Source organism: Halococcus sp. PRR34 (assembly GCF_028617175.1).
Lineage (GTDB): Archaea > Halobacteriota > Halobacteria > Halobacteriales > Halococcaceae > Halococcus > Halococcus salifodinae.
Window position 1 is genome coordinate 117,823 of record NZ_JAQJDA010000001.1, and the last position, 20,134, is coordinate 137,956.

20 protein-coding genes and 1 riboswitch are annotated in these 20,134 nt (G+C 65.8%); of the genes, 15 read left to right on the forward strand and 5 right to left on the reverse strand.

From position 1 onward, the window contains the following. Positions 1-161: 161 nt before the first annotated feature. The 3 genes from PHA81_RS00590 (at position 162) to PHA81_RS00600 (ending at position 2,468) form a co-directional block, all read left to right on the forward strand. The gene (locus tag PHA81_RS00590; protein ID WP_005043344.1) at positions 162-911 is read left to right on the forward strand and encodes an NRDE family protein; all 750 of its coding nucleotides are present in this window, start codon (positions 162-164) and stop codon (positions 909-911) included. Positions 912-935: 24 nt separating this feature from the next. Beyond that, entirely contained in the window at positions 936-1,283 is a 348-nt protein-coding gene (locus tag PHA81_RS00595) for a hypothetical protein (protein WP_005043346.1), read from the forward strand. Between the two features lie 177 nt (positions 1,284-1,460). Continuing rightward, positions 1,461-2,468 (forward strand): TFIIB-type zinc ribbon-containing protein, encoded by a 1,008-nt coding sequence (locus PHA81_RS00600; protein ID WP_005043348.1) that lies wholly within the window; start codon positions 1,461-1,463, stop codon positions 2,466-2,468. A gap of 9 nt (positions 2,469-2,477) precedes the next feature. Here PHA81_RS00600 and PHA81_RS00605 read toward each other — a convergent pair whose 3' ends face one another. After that, the gene (locus tag PHA81_RS00605) at positions 2,478-4,076 is read right to left on the reverse strand and encodes a long-chain-fatty-acid--CoA ligase (RefSeq protein WP_005043350.1); all 1,599 of its coding nucleotides are present in this window, start codon (positions 4,074-4,076) and stop codon (positions 2,478-2,480) included. Positions 4,077-4,642: 566 nt separating this feature from the next. Here PHA81_RS00605 and PHA81_RS00610 point away from each other — a divergent pair. The 9 genes from PHA81_RS00610 to PHA81_RS00650 all read left to right on the forward strand — a co-directional run bounded on the left by PHA81_RS00610 (position 4,643) and on the right by PHA81_RS00650 (position 14,584). Further along, positions 4,643-5,992, forward strand: coding sequence for a hypothetical protein (locus tag PHA81_RS00610; protein WP_005043352.1), 1,350 nt, complete (start codon positions 4,643-4,645; stop codon positions 5,990-5,992). Positions 5,993-6,049: 57 nt separating this feature from the next. After that, positions 6,050-7,765 (forward strand): glutamate--tRNA ligase, encoded by a 1,716-nt coding sequence (locus PHA81_RS00615; protein ID WP_005043354.1) that lies wholly within the window; start codon positions 6,050-6,052, stop codon positions 7,763-7,765. Between the two features lie 56 nt (positions 7,766-7,821). After that, positions 7,822-8,253 (forward strand): hypothetical protein, encoded by a 432-nt coding sequence (locus PHA81_RS00620; RefSeq protein ID WP_005043357.1) that lies wholly within the window; start codon positions 7,822-7,824, stop codon positions 8,251-8,253. Between the two features lie 122 nt (positions 8,254-8,375). Continuing rightward, the gene (locus PHA81_RS00625; protein WP_005043359.1) at positions 8,376-8,705 is read left to right on the forward strand and encodes a ferredoxin family protein; all 330 of its coding nucleotides are present in this window, start codon (positions 8,376-8,378) and stop codon (positions 8,703-8,705) included. Between the two features lie 118 nt (positions 8,706-8,823). Further along, positions 8,824-9,696 carry an electron transfer flavoprotein subunit beta/FixA family protein gene (locus PHA81_RS00630; protein ID WP_005043361.1) on the forward strand — a complete coding sequence of 291 codons (873 nt, stop codon included), beginning with the start codon at positions 8,824-8,826 and terminating at the stop codon, positions 9,694-9,696. A 3-nt stretch (positions 9,697-9,699) separates the two neighbouring features. Next, on the forward strand, positions 9,700-11,643 hold the full coding sequence (locus tag PHA81_RS00635) for an electron transfer flavoprotein subunit alpha/FixB family protein (protein ID WP_005043364.1): 1,944 nt from the start codon (positions 9,700-9,702) through the stop codon (positions 11,641-11,643). Next, positions 11,636-13,309, forward strand: a complete 1,674-nt coding sequence (locus tag PHA81_RS00640; protein WP_005043366.1) for an FAD-dependent monooxygenase — start codon at positions 11,636-11,638, stop codon at positions 13,307-13,309. The genes PHA81_RS00635 and PHA81_RS00640 overlap by 8 nt, the downstream gene beginning before the upstream one ends. A 7-nt stretch (positions 13,310-13,316) precedes the next feature. Continuing rightward, on the forward strand, positions 13,317-13,718 hold the full coding sequence (locus PHA81_RS00645) for a hypothetical protein (RefSeq protein WP_337958922.1): 402 nt from the start codon (positions 13,317-13,319) through the stop codon (positions 13,716-13,718). A 122-nt stretch (positions 13,719-13,840) separates the two neighbouring features. Further along, on the forward strand, positions 13,841-14,584 hold the full coding sequence (locus tag PHA81_RS00650) for a helix-turn-helix domain-containing GNAT family N-acetyltransferase (RefSeq protein ID WP_005043370.1): 744 nt from the start codon (positions 13,841-13,843) through the stop codon (positions 14,582-14,584). Between the two features lie 33 nt (positions 14,585-14,617). Here the strand turns inward: PHA81_RS00650 and PHA81_RS00655 are convergent, their stop codons facing one another. Next, positions 14,618-14,782, reverse strand: coding sequence for a hypothetical protein (locus tag PHA81_RS00655; protein WP_005043371.1), 165 nt, complete (start codon positions 14,780-14,782; stop codon positions 14,618-14,620). Positions 14,783-14,836: 54 nt separating this feature from the next. After that, positions 14,837-15,319, reverse strand: a complete 483-nt coding sequence (locus PHA81_RS00660) for a DUF456 domain-containing protein (RefSeq protein ID WP_005043373.1) — start codon at positions 15,317-15,319, stop codon at positions 14,837-14,839. 104 nt (positions 15,320-15,423) lie between these two features. Further along, positions 15,424-15,491, forward strand: a riboswitch (Fluoride riboswitch). A 6-nt stretch (positions 15,492-15,497) separates the two neighbouring features. On the opposite strand from PHA81_RS00660, the gene PHA81_RS00665 reads away from it, so the two are divergent. Both PHA81_RS00665 and crcB read left to right on the forward strand, forming a co-directional pair. After that, the gene (locus PHA81_RS00665) at positions 15,498-15,890 is read left to right on the forward strand and encodes a CrcB family protein (RefSeq protein ID WP_273834660.1); all 393 of its coding nucleotides are present in this window, start codon (positions 15,498-15,500) and stop codon (positions 15,888-15,890) included. After that, positions 15,887-16,252, forward strand: coding sequence for a fluoride efflux transporter CrcB (gene crcB / locus PHA81_RS00670; protein ID WP_005043376.1), 366 nt, complete (start codon positions 15,887-15,889; stop codon positions 16,250-16,252). The genes PHA81_RS00665 and crcB overlap by 4 nt, the downstream gene beginning before the upstream one ends. Positions 16,253-16,284: 32 nt before the next feature. On the opposite strand, the gene tmcA is transcribed toward crcB, so the two are convergent. Continuing rightward, complete coding sequence (gene tmcA / locus PHA81_RS00675) at positions 16,285-18,549, reverse strand: tRNA(Met) cytidine acetyltransferase TmcA (protein ID WP_005043377.1); 2,265 nt, start codon at positions 18,547-18,549, stop codon at positions 16,285-16,287. Between the two features lie 89 nt (positions 18,550-18,638). Between tmcA and PHA81_RS00680 the strand changes: the two genes are divergently transcribed. Beyond that, entirely contained in the window at positions 18,639-18,995 is a 357-nt protein-coding gene (locus tag PHA81_RS00680) for a hypothetical protein (protein WP_005043379.1), read from the forward strand. 254 nt (positions 18,996-19,249) lie between these two features. Here the strand turns inward: PHA81_RS00680 and PHA81_RS00685 are convergent, their stop codons facing one another. Next, positions 19,250-20,005 carry a CPBP family intramembrane glutamic endopeptidase gene (locus PHA81_RS00685; RefSeq protein WP_080510294.1) on the reverse strand — a complete coding sequence of 252 codons (756 nt, stop codon included), beginning with the start codon at positions 20,003-20,005 and terminating at the stop codon, positions 19,250-19,252. Between the last annotated feature and the right edge of the window lie 129 nt (positions 20,006-20,134).

The following is a 20,134-nucleotide window of genomic DNA, read 5'->3' on the forward strand; positions in this document are numbered from 1 at the left end:
CAACCGATTCCTTCACTCGCGCTTCGCGCTCGCTCAGTCATCCCTCGCACGAGTCGCGCGCCGATGGCGCGCTCTCGCGCGCCACCCGCACCGTCATCCGCAGCAACACGGCACGCCGTCGCACCAGCGGCGTTTAGGTTCCCCATCGCCAATGGGAGTCCATGTGTACGCTCGTCGTCGCCTGGCAGGTCTTCGCCGACCACCCCGTGGTCGTGGCGGCCAACCGCGACGAGGCGCTCGATCGGCCCTCCGAACCGCCCGCGGTGATCGGCGAGGGTCCGGGTGTGATCGCGCCACGCGACGCCGACGCCGGCGGGACGTGGATCGGGTACAACGAACATGGAATCTTCGTCGCGATCACCAACCGCTGGACCGACGCCGACCTCGCTGGCGAGCGCTCGCGCGGCCTACTGGTTCGTGACGTGCTCGACTGTGAGTCCGCCGAGGACGCCGCCCGACTCGCCGAACGCGCCGTCGAGGACGACGAGTACGAGGGGTTCAATCTCCTCGTCGCGGACGCGAACGCCGCCGTGCTCCTCGAATGGGACGGCGGGCTTCGGACGACGACCCTCGATCCGGGCGTCCACGTCGTGATGAACGTCGGCGCGATCGGGCGCGTCACGATCCCGGCGTCGTGGCCCGAACGCGGCGAACAGCAGGCTGCGAACGGACGGCAGGTCCGCGAGACGCTCCAGCCCGAACCAGGCGAGGGTGCTCGGGAGTGGCGCGACCGGGCCGCCGACGTGCTCGGCGATCACGACTATGGGGTGTGCGTCCACCACGAGGAGTTCGACTTCGGCACCCGGTCGTCGTCGCTGCTCACGATCGATGCCGACGGCACCGGAGAGTACCAGTACGCCGACGGGCCGCCGTGCCGAACGGAGTTCGAGCCGGTCGAAAGCCAACTTTAACCCACCCCCGTTCGTTGAGAGACCATGAGCACGGCAGCCGAAGGCGACCTCTCGGAGGACGAACGCGCCGGTCTCGAACTCGTCCGCACGACCGGGGGCATCCATCAGAGCGAGTTCTGGAAAGAACTCGACGTGAGTTCGCGCAAGGGGAGCCGGATCGCCGAATCACTGGAGGAACGCGGTCTCGTCCAGCGCGAGGACACCGTCTACGAGGGCCACAACACCTACTACATCGCTCCCGCCGCGCGCGACCTCGATTTCTCCCTGCTGATGGCGGGCAACAACCTCTCGCCGCTGGTCGGGGAGGAGGACGTCGAACCCGAGAGCGACGCCTTCTCCCAGTGGATCATGCAGCTCGCGTACGAGGGCTGACACACCTGACTCTACCGCACTGGTGGCCGTTTTCAGCCGATTCAGGGCCTGAAACACCGATCCTCCCGCGGATCTTGGCCGAGGGTTTAAACGGCTTCGGACCCTACTTACTGGTGTAGCAATCCCTGCATAGCCGCTGTAATCACCCATTCGAGCACCCGCTCACCCGTAGTCATCTTGGAAGGAAACACAACCCGAACCCGCACGCACGAACCGAACGAACACACCGACGAGCAATCGCGCGAACGCACCGCGGACGAGACCGAACGAGTCTGTCCCGAGTGTGGCGGTCGACTCGTGAACGACGCCGAACACGGCGAGACCACCTGCGCCGAGTGTGGTCTCGTCGTCGACGAGAACGAGATCGATCACGGCCCCGAGTGGCGCGCCTTCGACTCGGCCGAGCGCGACAGGAAAAAGCGCACCGGCGCGCCCACGACGAAGCTGATGCACGACGAGGGCCTGTCGAGCCAGATCGGCTGGCAGAACAGGGACGCCAACGGCAACGCGCTGAGTGCGCGCAAGCGCCAGCGGATGCAGCGCCTGCGCACGTGGGACGAGCGCTTTCGGACCCGGAACTCGAAGGAGCGCAACCTCAAACAGGCGCTCGGCGAGATCGAGCGCATGGGGAGCGCACTCGGCGTCCCGAAGGACGTCCGTGAGACCGCGAGCGTCATCTACCGCCGCGCGCTCGCGGAGGACCTCCTGCCTGGCCGCTCGATCGAGGGCGTCTCGACTGCGGCGCTCTACGCCGCGATCCGCCAGATGGGGCTCCCCCGGAGCGTCGAGGACGTCGCTGCGGTCACGCGCGTCGACGAGATGGAGTTCAAGCGCGCCTACCGCTACATCAATCAGGAGCTCGGCCTCGAAATCGGTCCGCCGGACCCCCAGCAGTACGTTTCGCGGTTCGCCTCCGATCTCGATGTGAACGACGAAACCGAGCGACGCGCCCGTGATCTGCTGCGGACGGCCCAGGAACAGGCCGCCCACAGCGGCAAGAGTCCCGTCGGGCTCGCTGGCGCTGCGCTCTACGCCGCCGGACTCCTCACCAACCGAGAGCTCACCCAGAACGAGGTCAGCGAAGTCGCTGGGGTGAGCAACGTGACGATCCGGAACCGGTACCACGAACTCCTCGAAATCGAGAGCGATACCGACGCCGCGAGTCCGTCCACGGCGACCGCCTAAACGGGCGGCTCAGCCCTGGCCGACGAGCCGATCCTCGTCTTCCCAGAAGTCCTGGCGGAGCTGGTACTTCTGGACTTTTCCCGTCGCAGTCTCGGGGAGATCCTCGACGAACTCGACCTTTTTCGGGACTTTGAATCGGGCAAGATGGTCGCCAGCGAACTCTCGGACAGCGTCGCTCGTCAGATCCGCGTCCGCCTTCTGGACGACGAGCGCGGTCACCGCCTCGCCCCACTCGTCGCTCGGCGTCGGGATCACGGCAGCCTTGGAAATGTCGGGATGGTCGTAGAGCACGTCCTCGACCGCGATCGACGAGACGTTCTCGCCCCCGGAGATGATGATGTCTTTCTCTCGGTCCTGAATCGACACCATCCCGTCCTCGTCGATCGTGGCGAGGTCGCCAGTGTGGAAATAACCTGTGAGCTTGGCGTTGAACGCCTCCTCGGTGATCTCGGGTTTGTTGAGGTAGCGATCCATCACCTGGTTGCCCGCGACCACGATCTCGCCGAGGGTGTCGCCGTCGTCCGGGACGTCGTTGCCGTCGTCGTCGACCACGCGAACGTCGGTGGCGATCATCTCCGCACCCTGGTTGATCTTGAGATCCCGGCCGCGCTCGGCGAGGCGCCGCGGCGAGTTCGACGTGGTGATCATCGGCGCGGTCTCGGTCAGTCCGTAGAGGTGGATGATCCGCCACCCGATCTCGTCCTCCACAGTCTGGAGGGTCGCGGTCGCGGGCGCGCTGCCGGCGGTCGAAATCCGAACGTCACGATCACCCATCGTCACGATGTCGGGGTTGTCCTCGTAGTGGGCGATGAGCCGGTTCAACACCGTGGGCGCGCCGGAGAGATACGACACGTCGTGCTCGCGGACTCGCCGGAGCGTTCCCTCGGGTTCGAACGTCCGCTGGCAGACGTGCGTGCCGCCCATCCCCGTGATGGCGTAGGTGTGCCCCCACCCGTTGCAGTGGAACATCGGCAGCGTCCAGAGATAGGTGTCGTCGTCCGCGACCTCCATGTGCTGGTTCAACACGAGCGCGTGCCAGTGCTCGGTCCGGTGGGTCCTGACGACGCCCTTCGGATCGCCGGTCGTGCCCGATGTGTAGTTCACCGAGGCGTCGTCATCCTCCGCGATGTCGGGTCGCTCCGGCGTGTCGGTCGAGGCCCCGGCGAGCCACGCCTCGTAATCGGTCCAGTCGCCCTCGATGTCGTCGGCCTCGTAGCCCACGAACGCCTCGGCCGGCACCGAGTCGCGGACCGCTTCGACGTTCTCGGCGTAGTCGTAGTCCGCGATCACGACCCCTGCCTCGGAGTCGTTGAGGATGTACTCGAAATCGTCGGGCGTGAGGAGGTAGTTCATCGGCACGAACACGCCGCCGATCTGGTTCACGCCGTAGAGGGTTTCGAGGAAGTAGTGGGTGTTCGGCGAGAGCAGCGCCACACGGTCGCCCTGTTCGACACCCATCTCCAGAAGGGCGTTCGAGACCTGGTTCACCCGATCGGCGAACTCGGCGTACGTATATTCGGTTCCGTCGTGGGCGACGACGCCAACGACGTCGTCGTAGCACTCAACGGCGCGGTCGAGGAAATCGGTGGTCAGCATCTCCACCTTCATGAACGATCGGTGGTTTCGGGGGCCGGGACTAAGCCCTTTCGGACCCCCCACTTTTTCGAGAGGGCCGGAAGGAGCAAGCGAAGCGAGCGACTGAGGTCCCTCTCGAAAACCTGTTCTGCCGAGTGAGCGGCGAACCGCGCTCGCTTTGCTCACGGCTCGTACCTCGTCGTTCGCATCGAGGTGCTCACTCCGTTCGCACCTCGCGCCGCTCGCGCGGATACGACGCTTACCGCGACTGCAAACCGCACAGCACCGCCGAAGCCCTCGCTCGTTTCACTCGCTCACGGGTCGTTCCTCCCCGTTCGCGCGTTCGGCGGTGCTCACTCCGTTCGCACCGCCCGACGCTCGCCCTTCATCCGCTGTCAGAGAGATCTCCGACAAGCCTCGTGCTCGTTTCACTCACACGAGACGCCAGGAGAGCGTTGCTCTCCTGAGCCTCGATTCGCTGCGCTCATCGAGACACCAGGCCCGCACCGCCACCACACCGCTTCCAGACTACGGCCCGTCAACGGCACACGCTTCCCACCAGCCGGGGTTTTTGTCGACACTGGCCGTTGGTTTCGCCAATGGATCACACCAGACGGCGCGCGCTCGCGGCCATCGCCACGGGGTCGGTGCTCGCCGGCTGTGGCAGCCAGTCCGAATCGACCGCGACGACCGATCGGATGACGTCGAACGCAACACAGCGAAGGCGAACACGGACCGCTCGTCCGCTCGAAACGGCCGGTGATCGAGCGTTCGGCTACACGTACGTCCGCCCCAGCGGCAATCGATTCGTCGCTGGACGGGGAGCCCTCCCCGACACCGAGCCGGTGGAGATCGGCCTCGGCGAGACGCCACAGTGGCTCGTCGCTCTCCCGCTCGCCACCGGAAGCCTCTGGGCCGTCGTGGGAGAGCGCGGCCAGGCGGAGGCGTTCGTCGTCCGCGACGGCAACGCCACACCGACGCCGATCACACCCGAACGCCTTCCGCCGGAGACACCGCCGCTATTGACTGTCATCGAGGGGAACGCGCGTCTCGTCACCGGTCCACAGAACGCCTCGAATCTGAGCCAGCCGCTCGTACTCGACGACGGACGGCGACTCTCCGTCCTCCAGAACGGCGACGTCGTGCTCACCGGGAAGTCGGGAACCGAACGGGCGCGCGTGACGATCGACGCGCTCCCCGACGCCCGCCCCGTCCGCGCGGGCGGGCGCGTCGCGGTGCTCGCCGGCCGAACCACCCGGTACGACCACGGGGTGCTCGGCGACGGGATCGAAGCCGAGCGGTGCGTCCTCCTCGATCCAGATGACCTCGCGATCACGGAGCGGATCGAACCCGCTGGCGTCGTCGAGGGTACCGCGCCGATACTCGCCTCACTCACCGGGGACGACGACAGCGAGGTGATCGTCACCGTTGGCGACGCCGAACGCGGCGCGCGAGTCGTCGCGTTCGATACCGATGGATCGCGACTTGCCGCCGGCCAGGCGTTCGACAGCGGCTATCACTGGCGGCACCAGCTCGCGGTCGCACCGTTCGCGGTCGACGGCGTCCCCGAACTCGCGGCCGTCGAGACGCCCCACGTCGGCGGCACAGTCAGGTTCTACCGGCGGGAGGGCGAGGCACTGCGAGTCGTCGGCTCCGTGTCGGGCTACGCCTCGCACACCATCGGCTCGCGCGTTCTCGACGGGGCGGTCGCCGGTGATTTCGATAGTGACGGCCGGCCCGAGCTGCTCGTCCCGGACGACTCGCGGACCCACCTCGGAGCCGTCCGGCGGACCGAGGACGGCGCGCGAGAGGAATGGGAACTGCCGATCGGCGGCACGCTCACGACCAACGTCACGGGGACCAGGATCGCCGACGGCGGCGTCGCGGTCGGCGTCGCGGTCGGCGTCGGTCACGCCGATGGCGTACGGATCTGGCAGTCGCCGGCCTGAGTTGGTGACCGATCCCGATCCGGGTAGTTTTCACCGAGCGCCGCCGTGGCCCCGGTAATGAACGACGAACTCCGCGAGCGGATCGAACACGAAGCCGAGAAGCACGCCCTGCTCAATGCGGTCAAACACGGGAGCGAAGCCGATGTCGGGGCGGTCGTCGGGCCCCTAATGGGCGAGAATCCGGAGTTCAGGGAACACGGTGACGAGGTACCGGGCGTCGTCGCCCCGGTCGTCGAACGGGTGAACGAACTCGACACCGAGGGCCGCGAGAAGCGCCTCGACGTCGTCGCCCCGGATCTGCTCGCCGAACTCGAAAGCGAGGACGAGGCCGACGACCACGCACTACCGGACCTGCCGAACGTCGACGAGGACATGGACGTTCGGATGCGCCTCGCACCCAACCCCAACGGCCCGTGGCACATCGGCCACGCGCGCATGCCCGCCGTCGTCGGTCGGTACAAGGAACGCTACGACGGCTGGATGCTCTGCCGGTTCGACGACACCGATCCCGAGACCAAGCGCCCCGATCTCGAAGCCTACGACGCGATCCTCGACGCGATCGAGTATCTGGGATTCGAGCCCGACGAGGTGGTGCGCGCCTCCGACCGGATGGAGACGTACTACGAACACGCGCGCGCGCTGATCGACCACGGCGGCGCGTACACCTGCTCGTGTCCCGCCGAGGAGTTCTCCGACCTGAAGAACGACGGCGAGGCGTGTCCGCACCGCGACAAAGATCCCGAGACGACCCGCGAAGAGTTCGAAGCGATGGTCGACGGCGAATACTCGGCGGGCGAGATGGTGCTCCGTGTCCGGACCGACATCGAGCACAAGAACCCCGCACTCCGGGACTGGGTCGCCTTCCGGATGATCGACACACCCCACCCCCGCGAGGAAGCCAGCGAGTACCGGTGCTGGCCCCTGCTGGACTTCCAGTCGGGGATCGACGACCACCTGTTCGGAATCACCCACGTCATCCGCGGGATCGACCTTCAGGATTCGGCGAAGCGCCAAGGATTCCTCTACGACTACTTCGACTGGGAGTATCCTGAAGTCACCCACTGGGGTCACGTCCAGCTCGACGCCTACGACATCAAAATGAGTACCTCGACGATCAAGGAGCACATCGAGGCGGGCGATCTCGACGGCTGGGACGACCCGCGCGCACCAACCATCGCGAGCCTCCGACGACGCGGGATTCGCGGCGGAGCCATCACCGACGCGATGAGCGAACTCGGAACCTCGACGTCCAATGTGGACCTCGCGATGAGTTCGATCTACGCTGCGAACCGCGACCGCATCGACGACGAAACCGACCGTGCCTTTCTCGTCCGGGACGGCGTCGCAAAGACCGTCATCGGCGGTCCCGAAACCGGCACTCCCCCTGTGCATCCGAACCACGAGGACCGTGGCGTCCGCGAGATTCCGGCCGAGGGTGGGGTACTCGTCGAGCCCGACGACGTGCCGCCGAACGGAAAGCGGGTCTGGCTCAAAGGCTACGGCCCCGTGCGCCACACCCGCGATGCCTTCGAGTTCACCGGCGAGGGGATCGAGATCGTCCGAGAGGAGGACGTTCCGGTGGTTCACTGGGTCCCGGCCGAGGACAACCGCCCGCTCCGCCTGCGGACGCCCGACGGCGATGTCGAAGGACATGCAGAACCCGGGATCGACGACTACGCGTCCGGCGAGATGGTCCAGTTCGAACGAATCGGCTTCGCACGGATCGACGCCCACGCCGACGGTCGGACGGTCGCGTACTTCGCGCATCCGTAGAGTTCGATTCGTTGGCCCAACGCTTTTGCCGCCTGCGGCCCCTACGACCGGCGATCATGACTGGAGCAGAACTCACGGAGTACGTCGAGGGTATCGTTCACGAGGACACCCAGGTCGGCGAACACGGACTCGACCTGACGGTTGCGGGGATTCAGGTCGTCGAGAAACCGGGCCGTGTAGACTTCGGCGGCGGTGAACTCGAAGCCGCGACGACCACACCACACGAAACCACGCAGCGAAATCCCGACGACGACTACGAGTGGTGGGAGCTCGACGCGGGCCAGTACCTCGTCCGATTCAACGAATGGGTGGACGCCAACGAACCGCTCGTGTGCCAGACGCGCGAGGCGGTCCGGGATCGGGGCGCGTTCCACCCCACGCTGTTCGTCCGGGAGCTCGAACGCGCTCCGCTGTCGGTTCCGACGGGTGGTATCCGACTCAAGGAAAACGCGCGGGTGTCGACGCTGTTTTGCTTCCCCCGTTCGTAGCGAGTTCCAAGCCGACCCGGAATCGCGGACGGTGATCGATCGTCACCCGCACGTCGATCCCGTCGACGGGCGATCGCTCGGTCCAAAGCTTAAGTAGACTCCTGTCGTGACCTTCGGTACCGATGGCCATCGATCCCGAATTCGAACAGAACCGCGAGATCGTCGACGAACACGAGGGCCACGACGTCTGGGGGCCGGTCGAGGAACCCGACGAGCTGGGGATCCACGGCACCCACGTCGCGGTCGACTTCGACCTCTGCATCGCCGACGGGGCGTGTCTGGAGGACTGCCCCGTGGACGTCTTCGAGTGGGTCGACTCACCCGACCACCCCGAGAGCGAGATCAAGGCCGACCCAGCAGAAGAAGCCCAGTGCATCGACTGTATGCTCTGTGTCGACGTCTGTCCCGTCGACGCGATCGACGTCGACGCGGGTCGGGCAGGCCGTACCTAAGGGGCAATCGTTCCCGGCGGACCGACGACGAGTACCGGCAAGAATCTACGACAGACCAACACGGTAATAGTCGGCGAGAGGCTATGCCAGAGAGAGCCACCCGGGAGTATCCATACCAATGCACTCAGTCGTTCTGACGAAAGGCGTACCGGATTTCCGCGAGGGACAGGTCGCGTTCGACGAGGACGGACATCTCGAACGTGGAAACACTCCGACAGTGATGAACCCCAACGACAAGCACGCGCTGCGGACCGCCCTCCAGACCAAGGTCCGTCACGGGGGCCAACTCAGCGTGATGAGCATGGGGCCGCCTGGCTACGGCGACGTGCTCCGGGAGGCGATGGAAATGGTCTATGCCGACGACCTCTACCTCCTCTCGGACCGCGAGCTCGCCGCCTCTGACACGTGGGCGACCGCGATCACGCTCGCGACCGGGTTGCAGAAACTCGACGAGCAGCCCGATCTGGTGTTCGCGGGGTTCAAAACCGCCGACGGCGAGACCGGCCACACCGGCCCGCAAGCGTGCTGGTGTCTCGACTGGCCGATCATCACGCACGTCGTCGCGCTCGATGTCGACGAGGACGACAATACTGTTCGAGCGAAACGTCTCGTCGAGGGCGACATCGAAGAGATCGAAACCGTCGAGGCCCCGATGCCCGCGTTCATCGTCGCCGATCCCGAGTTCGAGCCCACCTACCGCAAGGCCTCGCATCGACTCACGCTCAAGGACCTCCAGGCGGAGACCGAAGCGCGTGCGGAAGACCACGAGGAGCACCTGACGACGTGGGATCACGCGGACCTGAATCTCGACCCGGACTACATCGGCCTCGACGGGTCGCCAACTATCGTTTCGTCCGTGGACCCGATCCCGAAAGCGCCAGCAGAACGCGAGGCCACGATGGTCGATCCCGACGACGGAGAGGGAATGAGCGAGGTGCTTGAGGCGATGGAACCGTTCGCCGACGGGCGATCGGAGGCGGCGGGTGACTGATTCATGAGTGAGACTACCGACCCCGGTGAGCACACGGTCGAACAGCTTCAGGACGAACTGGCCGCAATCGACAGCCCCCGCGAACTCGAAGGGATGCTCGACGCCGAGAAGGACGGCCAGCAGCGAAAGACCGCCCAAGAAGCGATCCGCGCGCGGATGCGCGAGGTCGGGCCCGCCGAGGGCGATGCCGTGGAGGACGGCACCGAGACCGAAGGCGAGTATCGCGAGTCCGCCGACGAGGTCGAGGGTGACACCGAAGCGGACGGCGAGACGGGTAACGCCGATAATCTCGCGCTCGACCCCGCGGAGTACGACATCGCGGAGTTCGGCCCCGCGATCAAGGGCGTCGAGGATCCCGACGAGCTCGAAGCCATCCTCGCGGCCGAGGAGAGCGGCGGGGACCGCGACAACCTGAAGACGCTGATCGAGAGCCGGATCGACAAAGTCACCGAGGACGCCGAAGAGGCGGAGGGTGACATCGACCCGAGCGACCTTTCGACCGCGGAGCTCGGCAACGCGCTTCAGGGGATCGACGACGAGGAGCGCCTGCGGGAGGTCCTCGATGCCGAGCAGGCCGGCGAGAATCGGAGCGCGGCGACGAACCTCATCCAGAACCGGATCGACTCGGTCCAAGAGGAGGAAGCGCCCGAGGAGATCGAGGTCGTGCCGCCCGAGGAGAAACACCCCGATCTCGATCACCCGACGGCGGACAAGCAGTACGTCAAGGCCATCGAGGACGGTGACTATCGCGACATGTGGGTCTACTGTGAGACCCAGGCGGGCGAACTGATCGACGTCTCGAAGGAGATGCTCGGGAAAGCCCGCGAGCTGATGGACACCTACAACGACGACTACGAAACCGACGAACGGGTCGTGGCGGTGCTGATCGGCAGCGATGTCGAGAAACACGTCGAAGACGTGATCGCCTACGGCGCTGACGTGGTGGTCCACCACGAGGACAAGCGGCTGGAACGGTTCCAGCACAAGCCCTACACCGAGCTGTTCTGTGACATGGCGCGGTGGGGCGGCGATCCGACTGCCGAGAAAGGGCCGGAAGAAGCGGACTGGCGCGAGTACGACGAACCACGCTACACGGTGTTCCCGGCGACTAACAACGGACGGGATCTCTCGGCACTGGTCCAGGGTGAACTCGACTCGGGACTCGCCTCGGACTGCTCAGACCTCTACATCGAGGAGTCGATGATCTCGAACCCCGTGAAGACCGGGCGACCGGGCACGAAAAAGGAGTTCGAGCGGGTGTTGCACATGAAGCGCCCCGACTTCTCCGGGTTCGAGTACTCGACCATCCTCTGTCTCGACAACCCCACTCGGGAGTTCCATCCCCAGGGCGCGTCAGTGATCCCCGGGAGCTTCGATCTCCCTGAACCCGACCACGACCGCGAGGGCGAAGTGGTCGACCACGACCTCGATCTGGAGGAGGACTGGCTCCGGGTCTCGGTCACCGACCACGATCAGTTAGACGAGGGCGTGGACCTCACCGGCCACGATGTGGTGGTGGCAATGGGTCGGGGGATCGGCGACGACCCCACGAAAGGCATGGAGATCGGGATCGACCTCGCCGACGCGTTCGGAGATGCCGGACTCGGCGTCTCACGTGGGATCGTGACGGGCTCGTACGAGTTCGCGGGCCACGTCGAGCGCTACACCGCCGAAGAACGCCAGATCGGCGAGACCGGCCAGGTCGTCGAACCCGACCTCTACATCGCCGCCGGAATCTCCGGAGCAGTGCAGCACAAGGTCGGAATGGATGAGTCCGAGACGATTATCGCGGTGAACACCGATCCCGACGCGCGCATCCGGGACTTCTCGGATTTCTTCGTCGAGGGCGACCTCTTCGAGGTGCTGCCCGAACTCACGGCGGCGCTCGAATCGGGCGAACTAGATATCGGAGCGATTGCGGCGGACGGAGGGGAAACCGATGACTGAGGACTACGAGCACTACGAGGCGGTGGTGGTGGGCGCAGGACCAGGCGGCGCGGCGGCGGCCGCGACGCTCGCGCGCAACGGCGTCGAAACAGTAGTACTGGAACGCGGCGTCGACGCCGGCTCGAAGAACGTGACTGGAGGGTTGATCTACGCCGAGGAATCCGCTCCGTACACGATCGACGGGATCTTCCCGGGCTTCCGCGAGCACGCGACCGAACGACCAGTAACGGACTACTACATCCACAACATCGCTGGCGAGCAGGTTCGAACCTTCGACATCACGGATGGACACGAACAGGACACCGAGTGGGCCGACGCCGTGCTCCGCCGAAAAATGGACTCGTGGATGGCCGAGCAGGTCCACGAGATCACCCGCGAGGCCGGCGGCGGGCTCCTGACGGAGGTGAAGGTCGACGGCCTCCTTCGAGAGGACGGTGAGATCGTCGGGGTGACGTGCGAGGAGCTCGACCCCATCAAAGCCGATTTCGTCGTCGCTGCGGACGGCGTGAACTCCGAACTCGCGCGCGAGGCGGGGCTGATGGACTGGGAGGAGCCCGAGGAGTGGTTCCAGGGCGTGAAAGCGGTGGTCGACATGCCCGGCGACGCGATCAACGAGCGGTTCGGGATCGCCGAGGACGAGGGCGAGGCCCACCTGTTCTCGGGCGATCTCTACGACGGCGTTCGGGGCGGCGGGTTCCTCTACACGAATCAGGACTCGCTGTGCATCGGAAACGTGTTCCACCTCGACAGCATCGTGGAGGAGGAAGCCGAGGTTCAGGACCTGCTCGACGCACTTCTCACCCATCCGGTGCTCGCACAGTGGCTCGGCGACGACTACGACGAGCGGGAGTATTCAGCGAAGCTCGTCCCCGACTCGAAGAAGGCCGCGAACCCCTCGCCCCACAAGGGCCGGCTGGTGCTCGTCGGCGACGCGGGTGGCCAGATGCAGGCCCAGGGGCCGATCATCAAGGGGATGAACCACGCCGTGACTGCGGGCGCGCTGGCGGCGGAGGCGTTCGTAGAAGCACGTTCCCGAGGAAAGCCCGACTCGGCGGGCGAGCGTTACGAGCGCCGGCTCCACGACGAGGGCGTGATGGCGAAGCTCCGGCCCACCAGATACGAGGTGGCGAGCGCGCTCGGCGAGAACGACACTGCGACTGAACTCGCCGAACGCGCGCTCGACTCGTCGGTCGGCCGGCTCGGCGTCCGAATGGCCGATCGTGCCGGGCTGCTCGAAAAGGCGTACAGCTCGCCGTATCTCGCAACGATGATGCCCGACACGAAGACGCCCTACGTCACGCTGCCTACCATCATCGGCGAGGAACTCGGCGCGAAGGTCGAAGCCGAGTCCACCGTCGAGCTGCCGAGCCTCGAAGAACGCATCGGCGACCTGACCTACGACACCGACGTGGGCAACCCCCACATCGTGGTCGAGGACAACTCCTTCGAGGCCAGCGGTGCGGCCGTCACGGCCTGCCCGGTGAGCGCGATGGACTACGGCGGCGGATGTTACCGCGACGAGACGGTCCAAGCCAATGGCGACGAGAAACGCGTCGTGAGCCTCGATACCCAGCCCTGCGTCGAGTGCGGGACCTGCGCCATCGTCGCCGACACCCAGTGGGAACACCCCCGTGGCGGCAAGGGTGTCGAGTTCAGGGAAGGCTGATGGGACGGTGCTCGGCACTGGCGCGGGCCGATACTCGCCACCGATGACGTCGGGCTACGCCGACCGGATCGCGGGGTTCGTCGAGCAGGCAGAACGCGATCGTCGGGAGTTCGACCCCCCGTCGGACCCGCCGGACGAGGAGCTCGCGATGACGTTTCTCCGGGAAGGACTCGGCCCACTCGTGGCACTGTATCTCGAAGCAAGAACCGCCGAGTGGGACGTCGAATTCTCGGCCGCGGAACTCGAACAGTTCCACCGGGCGACGAACGCCTGGCTCGCGCTCTATGCACAGTGTTACGGCGTCGAGATGGAGCCCGATGTCACGGTTCGGCGCGCGGCCGAACTGCTTCTCGACACCGACAACATCCGGGACACTGCCCAGTTGCTGACACGGATTCCGTCGCGCTGACGGCCCGAAGACGACCCCGACTCCGCTGACTCCGCTGACTCCGACGACACACCGACACCGACGACGATCCGCATCGAAAACCGACACAAATAGTTAAGTAGCGTGTAGTGGTATCGATTCGCATGCAAGTGTCGGAGGCGTTCGAGTTCACCCACGAGGATCGAAAGAGCATCTACCAGTACATCGAGGATGCCGACGATCCGGTCGAGGCCACCGAGGTCCGGGACGCGCTCGGGCTCGATCCCAGCGGGTTCAGACACCACGTCGCGATCCTGAAACGCGACGGGCTCGTCCACGAGTTCGCCGGGATGGTCGAGGCGGCGTTCGAGGGCAGCGACGCGGCCGACGAGGAGACGTTCGATCAGGAGGGCGTGGAGTACACCATCCGACCCGCGATCGAGACCGATCGGTCGGGACTCGTAGGTGTGATCCGCCAGGTCGCCGGCGAGAAGACCTACACCGTCGCGGAGAGCGTCGCGGATGTCGTCGACCACGAGGAGGCCCTCGTCCGGGAGAACGAGGTCCGCTCGCGGATGTTCTTCGTCGCTACGGTGGGCGACGAGGTGGTGGGATGGATCCACCTCGACGCTCCCGAACTCGAAAAGCTCTCGCATACCGCCGAACTCACGCTCGGCGTGTTGGAGGAGTACCAAGACCACGGAATCGGCGGCCGGTTGCTCGATCGCGGTCTCGGCTGGGCGGAGCAAAACAGCTACGAGAAGATCTACAACTCGATCCCCTCGACCAACGAGGACGCGATCGCGTTCTTCGAGGCTCACGGCGGCGAGGTCGAGGCCACCCGCGAGGACCACTACAAGATCGGCGAGGAGTACATCGACGAGGTGATGCTGGCGCTACGGCCGTAGTCGGCCATCCGAATCGATCGAGAGAAAGGACCGTCAGCGCCACTCCTCGACCGCGCCCTCAAGCGGCTCCGCGACGACGCCCTCCTGCTGGACCAGCGCGCGGGCGTGGGCCGTACAGACCTCTCGATTCGCGTCCCACGGGACGTGAAGCCGCACCGCCGCCGGTTCCTCGCACTCCGCCTCGGCGCACGTCGTCATGGGCGACGTACGCGGTGCGTCGTTACAACCGTTGTGCCGTGTCCGCCCATCGACTCAGAGGAAGTGGACGAGCAACATCGTCACGAGCATCGTCACGGTCAGGAGCGCTTGGACCACCGTCGAAGCGAGCATCCCGACGGCGGCATAGATCGCGGTTCGGAGGCTCTGTTCGGGATCTTGATGGCGGTAGAACTCGACGGCGAACACCGTTCCCATGACGCCGACGATGACGCCGAGCGGGCCGACGACGAAGAAGAGGACGACGCCGACGATCGCCGCGAGGAGCGTCGTGACCGTCGACGCGCCGCCCGCCGCGGCCGAGACCGCGCCGGCGAAGTAGTCGGCGATCACACCGACGAGACCCACGAGCACCAAGACGACGAGCAGGATCGGGCCTGGTTCGGCGTACCCGGACTGCCACCAGTAGAGCAGCACGCCGGCGATCGACAGCAACGCCCCCGGGAGTAGCGGGACGACGCTGCCAGCGACACCGACAACGAGGAGCGCGAGCGCGACGATCGCGAGGAGTTCGACCATGCGGGATCGTGGATGGCGTGCAGGTTAGTCACACCGGTGTCGACTCGGCATCGACCGTGGTGCGAACGATTTCGCAGCGTCGATATACCGTCGCCCCAGAGAGGATGGTATCGGGCGATGGAGTCCGCCTGCCCCAACCGCTGGTTGCCCAGCTGATGACTCCTTTTCGGAGACAGCCATGTCGGGAACCCATCCGCTTCGAACGCTCGAATTGATCGTACTGGTCGGCATCGGCGGGTTTGCGGGCTCGAACCTCCGGTATCTCGTCGCGCGCGTGATCCCCGGACCCGGTGGAACGCTCGCCGTCAACGTCGTCGGGAGCTTCGTGCTCGGGTTCGTGCTCTACGAGGCAGTCTACGCCGGCGTGCTCGCCGAGCGGACGCGTGTCGTCGTCGCCACCGGCTTTCTCTCCTCGCTGACGACCTACAGCACGTTCGCACTCCAGACCACGCTGCTCGCCGAGCCGATGTGGATGATTGCGAACGTGCTCGTCACCTACACGCTCGGATTCGCCGGAGTGCTCGCGGGCCGCAGCCTCGCCCGGCGCGTCGACGGAGGGACTGGCGAGTGATCCCACTCGATCCAGCCTACCTCGTCGGCACCGGCGGAGCGCTCGGGGCGCTCTGTCGGACCTACGTGAGCCAGCGCGTCGACAGCGAGACCTACCCTTTCGGAACGCTCGCGGTCAACGTTCTCGGGAGTTTCGTACTCGGCCTCGTGACGTTCGCCGGCGCGAGCGAGGAGATCCTCCTCTTTCTTGGAACTGGCGCGTGCGGGTCGTTCACGACCTTTTCGTCGTTCTCGTTCGAGACGGTTCGGCTCGTGGAACAGGGTGAGTCGGCCGCGGCGGCGGCGAACGGTGCCGTGAATCTCGCCGGTTCGCTGGCAGCGATCGGCGTCGCGTGGCTCGCGGTGCGAGTCGTCCTCGGGTAACCCTCAGAGCGGTGGACCGACGAGCCGGAGTATCAGTCGTAGCGATCGCGCTCCTCGTGGGCCGCGTCGCCGCCGTACCGATCGACGAGCGGCCGATAGGCGTCACCGAGCGCACGGAGGCACTCGCGGGTCGAGACGTAGTCGAGGTCGTCCGCCACGGGTTCGACCGAGCGGCCCTGGAGAATTCGGGCGACGAGCAGGCGTTCTTCACGAGCTGAGAGCTGGTCGCTCTTGGGATCGGTGAGATGGACGATCGCGAGCTGGCGGAAGGCGTCGGGATCGATGGCGGCGAGCCCCGGACCGCAGGCCGCGGCCGCGATCGTGCGCCACTCGTGGGCTGAGAGATCGAGCGGCGCGACGACCGGGCTGGCATCCATTACTGTGCGGACGACATCGGGATCGAGATCGGCGAGTGAGTCGGTCAGCAGGCCGCCGATGCGTTCGACGAACCACCGAGTGTGGCGGTCGCGAAGATCGCGGCCAGGCTCCGAGAGCGGCGCGAGCATCAGTGCGGAGTGTTCACCGCTGCGGTCGTTGCGGGTGATCGCGAGATGGGCGGGATCGAACCCGTTGCGATCCCAGAATCGAACGAGGTCGGGCGTCGCGCCGTACCCGACCCCGAGCCAGTCGATTTCTCCGCTTTCGTTCGCTGCGTGGATTTCATCGAGCAGTCGCGAGCCCAGTCCCCGGGATCGCGCGGCGGGATGGGTGGCGATCCGGAGCACGCGCTCGCCGATCGTGACGCCCGCTTCGGGGTCTCGGCACTGGCTCGTGAGCACGTCCGGGAGGAGGTGGCCCTCGATCCGATTTCCCTCGTACACCGATCGCCGGAGATCGGCTGGGAGATCGCCCTCACGGGCGAGTAGCGCGACCGACACCACGTGGCCATCGTGACACAGCACGTGGATGGTGACGTTCGGCGCGTCGAGCAGCCGCGCGAGGTCGTTCGGCTCCGTTCGGTAGTGTGCCGCGACGAGGAGTCCGAACGCCTCCCGAAGTCGCACCTCGTCCGCGAGCAACTCGTCGGCCGAGAGGCGTTCGTGAGTCACGGTCTCGGGCGTGGCGTCGGTGACCAGCGGTGCGACGGGCGGGCGTGCATCGAGCAAGATTGCGCGAAAGAGCCAGACCTCGATCGGATCGCCGGCGGCGTACCGGATCGGGTCGTCGAGGCGCTGCTCGGTCACGTCGAACGCACTTTCGGCGAGTCGGTCCCGAAACCGGACCGCAAACCCGCGACCCGCTCCCTCGTAGCCGTGGACGGTCGTGACGAACGCGATTGCCGAGGCGTCGAGAAACGCCGCGAGTCGGTCGACGGGCAGCGCGGCGGCCTCGTCGACGATGGCGACGTCCGACGCAGCGAGCGCTTCGTCTTCGACCGCGGCCGCCGGCTCCGCGAACCGCACCCGTCCGCCGCCAGCGGCATCGAGTCGGTGGGGGTTCTCGTCGCGGTCCGCGTCGGCAAGCACGTCGAGCGTCGCGAGGAGTTCGCGCGCCCGGGCGAACACCGCGGCGGCGCTCCGGTAGCCTGGCGCGGTCACGAGCACGTCCTTGCCCTCGACAGCCAGCGCGCCCGCGGCGAGGCCGGCGGCACTCGACTTCCCGCGGCCGCGGTCGGCCTCGACGACGAGTGCCTGTTCCGGCTCGCGCAGCCGTTCGAAGGCGCGGAGAGCGTCGGCCTGGTCGGCCGTGAGGCAGGAATCGTAGGCCGCCTGTGGGAACGTGTGGTCGTCCGGTCGCGCTGGCGGCCGCTGTGCCGTCGCCATCGATGGATCGGTACGGCCGTCACGCTCGACGGTTCCGGAATCGACGTCAACGATAGCGATCCCAGGGTGAGCGCGGAGCGTCTCGACCAGTCGAGTCCGGAACCGTCCGCCGACAGCCTTGACGTCGAACGGCGGGACGGCGAGCGTCTCGTCGAAGCCGTCTCGGCGAGCGGGCCACGCATCGAGCGGCGGCGTACAGAGCACGACCAGCCCGCTGCCGTCGACCGCGCCGACCGTGCGTCCGAGCGCGTTCGGCCGGCACTCGTCGTGACAGTCGAGCACGACCGCCGTTCGAGTTGTTCCGAGAAGCGCGTCGGCGCGTTTCGGCGTGATCCGCTCGTAGTCACGGAAATCCCCGCTGAATGCGCTCTCCGTCGCGACCACTGTTGTCTCCGACTGAGGAATCCTCGCGCCGTCGAGAGCGTCGGTCGCCGCCGTATAGCACGCCTCGCGCTCGCCCGCGAGCACGAGCAGCCGTCGCTCGTTCGCGCGGCGGGCCTCGTCGCGGAGCCGGCCCGCGAGGTCGGCGATCATGACGGATTACGGCGACGGGACGGTATGGGAACGTCGATTTCGGCCGCGATGGACGCCACGAACCCTCGACCACCGACAGAATTTATGTCATGGGTCACGAACGCGGTGACAGGATGGACGACCGCGACGGCTCCACCACGACACCGCTCGATCGACTTCGGAGCCGGTTCGGTGACTCCAACGGCTCCACCGACGATGACGACTCGTCAGAGGAGTCGGCGTGGCAGCGGTACGCGGCAGTGCTCCAGATGCTCTTCGTGGTGGGTGCGGCGTTCGGTGGCGCGATCGTGAGCTTCGCCTCGACCACGATCGATCGGACGGCGAATCTTGCACAGGAGAGCGGCCCCGCACTGCTCGACACCCTCTGGCCAGTCCTCGTCGGTGTCACGCTGCTCGCAGTCGTGATCTGTGTGGTCGTCGTCGGACTCGGGATGCGGAACGTGTAGCGATCTACGACAGGGAATATCGGGGCGATCCATGGTTTTGCGTGAATCCTCCCCAGCAGTTGGGAGACCGGCTTCTGCACACATCACCCACATGCGTATTCCGCCAGACTTCCAGCCCCTCGTGAAGTTATACCGTAGTTTCTAGCCGCGACGGTTCATGCATCACTACCATCACAATCGACCGAATCAGGTGTTCGATGGACGAGTTCGGGCCAAGGACTTCTCCACCACGCACTACCGGTAGAGTTCCACACTCACATCACAGATCCAACATACGCGAGAAGAAACAGAGTCGAGTCGTAAATACCGTGAATAAGTATCGGAACCGTGAGATTACCAGTCCGTTCGTAGGCGTAGGCAAACACGAACGAGACGACGATGAGCAGTCCGACGTGTGCAACGATAGACGTTGCCGACCCGGTATAGTTGAGAACATGTACTCCCCCGAAAAGCAGGCTTGCACCGACAATCGACGGCACGGCACCCACCGTCTCACGGAGCCGTCCCTGAATGACACCACGGAACAGAAACTCCTCGGCCGGCGCAACGATGAAGATGGTGATAAGCCCGAACGCCAGCACCGTCGGCAGCCCAAGTGCGGTGACTCCCCCGAACGCACCACTAGCCTCAGTGGGGAACAGGGCACCGATCACGACGTTTCCACCGAGCGCGAGCACAAGTGCAAGGACGGTACCGATGACGATCTGCCTGTAGTTGGCCGCCGTCAGCGTGTGGGCCGAGACTTGGAAGCCGTAGCGACGAACGTACCAGTAGGCGGTGAGCGCCATCGCTCCCTGCGTCGTCAGCGTTGAGAACAGGAACAGTCCGACGGTCAAACCGCTGTTGAACGAAAGTTCGACGCCAACGACGGCGAGTAGTTCTATTCCAACGAGGAACAGCACAGTTCCAAGAAGTAAGGCGAGCGCAGCCAATCCGGCTACGACCACGAGTGCTCGACCGACGCCTTCAAAGCCGAAGGAACTTCGGCGTTGCTTAGTAGTTATAGACATGGGTAGTAGAATAGTTCCGTAACAGCTTATACCTTTCTAGCAAAACCAAAAATCAAAATTCCGCGACTGCCACAAATATCGGAAGAGCAGAAGTACCTCTCCCATGAGTACAGAACTCGTTCCGCGCGC

What these genes read in the sequence shown, in the direction of transcription:
- PHA81_RS00655 (WP_005043371.1), bottom strand. Translation starts at nt 14,782, where the DNA reads ATGACGACGTGCGCCGAGGCGGAGTGCGAGGAACCGGCGGCGGTGCGG.
- PHA81_RS00590 (WP_005043344.1), top strand. Translation starts at nt 162, where the DNA reads ATGTGTACGCTCGTCGTCGCCTGGCAGGTCTTCGCCGACCACCCCGTG.
- PHA81_RS00595 (WP_005043346.1), top strand. Translation starts at nt 936, where the DNA reads ATGAGCACGGCAGCCGAAGGCGACCTCTCGGAGGACGAACGCGCCGGT.
- PHA81_RS00605 (WP_005043350.1), bottom strand. Translation starts at nt 4,076, where the DNA reads ATGAAGGTGGAGATGCTGACCACCGATTTCCTCGACCGCGCCGTTGAG.
- PHA81_RS00660 (WP_005043373.1), bottom strand. Translation starts at nt 15,319, where the DNA reads ATGGTCGAACTCCTCGCGATCGTCGCGCTCGCGCTCCTCGTTGTCGGT.
- PHA81_RS00665 (WP_273834660.1), top strand. Translation starts at nt 15,498, where the DNA reads ATGTCGGGAACCCATCCGCTTCGAACGCTCGAATTGATCGTACTGGTC.
- PHA81_RS00620 (WP_005043357.1), top strand. Translation starts at nt 7,822, where the DNA reads ATGACTGGAGCAGAACTCACGGAGTACGTCGAGGGTATCGTTCACGAG.
- tmcA (WP_005043377.1), bottom strand. Translation starts at nt 18,549, where the DNA reads ATGATCGCCGACCTCGCGGGCCGGCTCCGCGACGAGGCCCGCCGCGCG.
- PHA81_RS00650 (WP_005043370.1), top strand. Translation starts at nt 13,841, where the DNA reads ATGCAAGTGTCGGAGGCGTTCGAGTTCACCCACGAGGATCGAAAGAGC.
- PHA81_RS00615 (WP_005043354.1), top strand. Translation starts at nt 6,050, where the DNA reads ATGAACGACGAACTCCGCGAGCGGATCGAACACGAAGCCGAGAAGCAC.
- PHA81_RS00685 (WP_080510294.1), bottom strand. Translation starts at nt 20,005, where the DNA reads ATGTCTATAACTACTAAGCAACGCCGAAGTTCCTTCGGCTTTGAAGGC.
- PHA81_RS00680 (WP_005043379.1), top strand. Translation starts at nt 18,639, where the DNA reads ATGGGTCACGAACGCGGTGACAGGATGGACGACCGCGACGGCTCCACC.
- PHA81_RS00610 (WP_005043352.1), top strand. Translation starts at nt 4,643, where the DNA reads ATGGATCACACCAGACGGCGCGCGCTCGCGGCCATCGCCACGGGGTCG.
- PHA81_RS00640 (WP_005043366.1), top strand. Translation starts at nt 11,636, where the DNA reads ATGACTGAGGACTACGAGCACTACGAGGCGGTGGTGGTGGGCGCAGGA.
- PHA81_RS00630 (WP_005043361.1), top strand. Translation starts at nt 8,824, where the DNA reads ATGCACTCAGTCGTTCTGACGAAAGGCGTACCGGATTTCCGCGAGGGA.
- PHA81_RS00625 (WP_005043359.1), top strand. Translation starts at nt 8,376, where the DNA reads ATGGCCATCGATCCCGAATTCGAACAGAACCGCGAGATCGTCGACGAA.
- PHA81_RS00635 (WP_005043364.1), top strand. Translation starts at nt 9,700, where the DNA reads ATGAGTGAGACTACCGACCCCGGTGAGCACACGGTCGAACAGCTTCAG.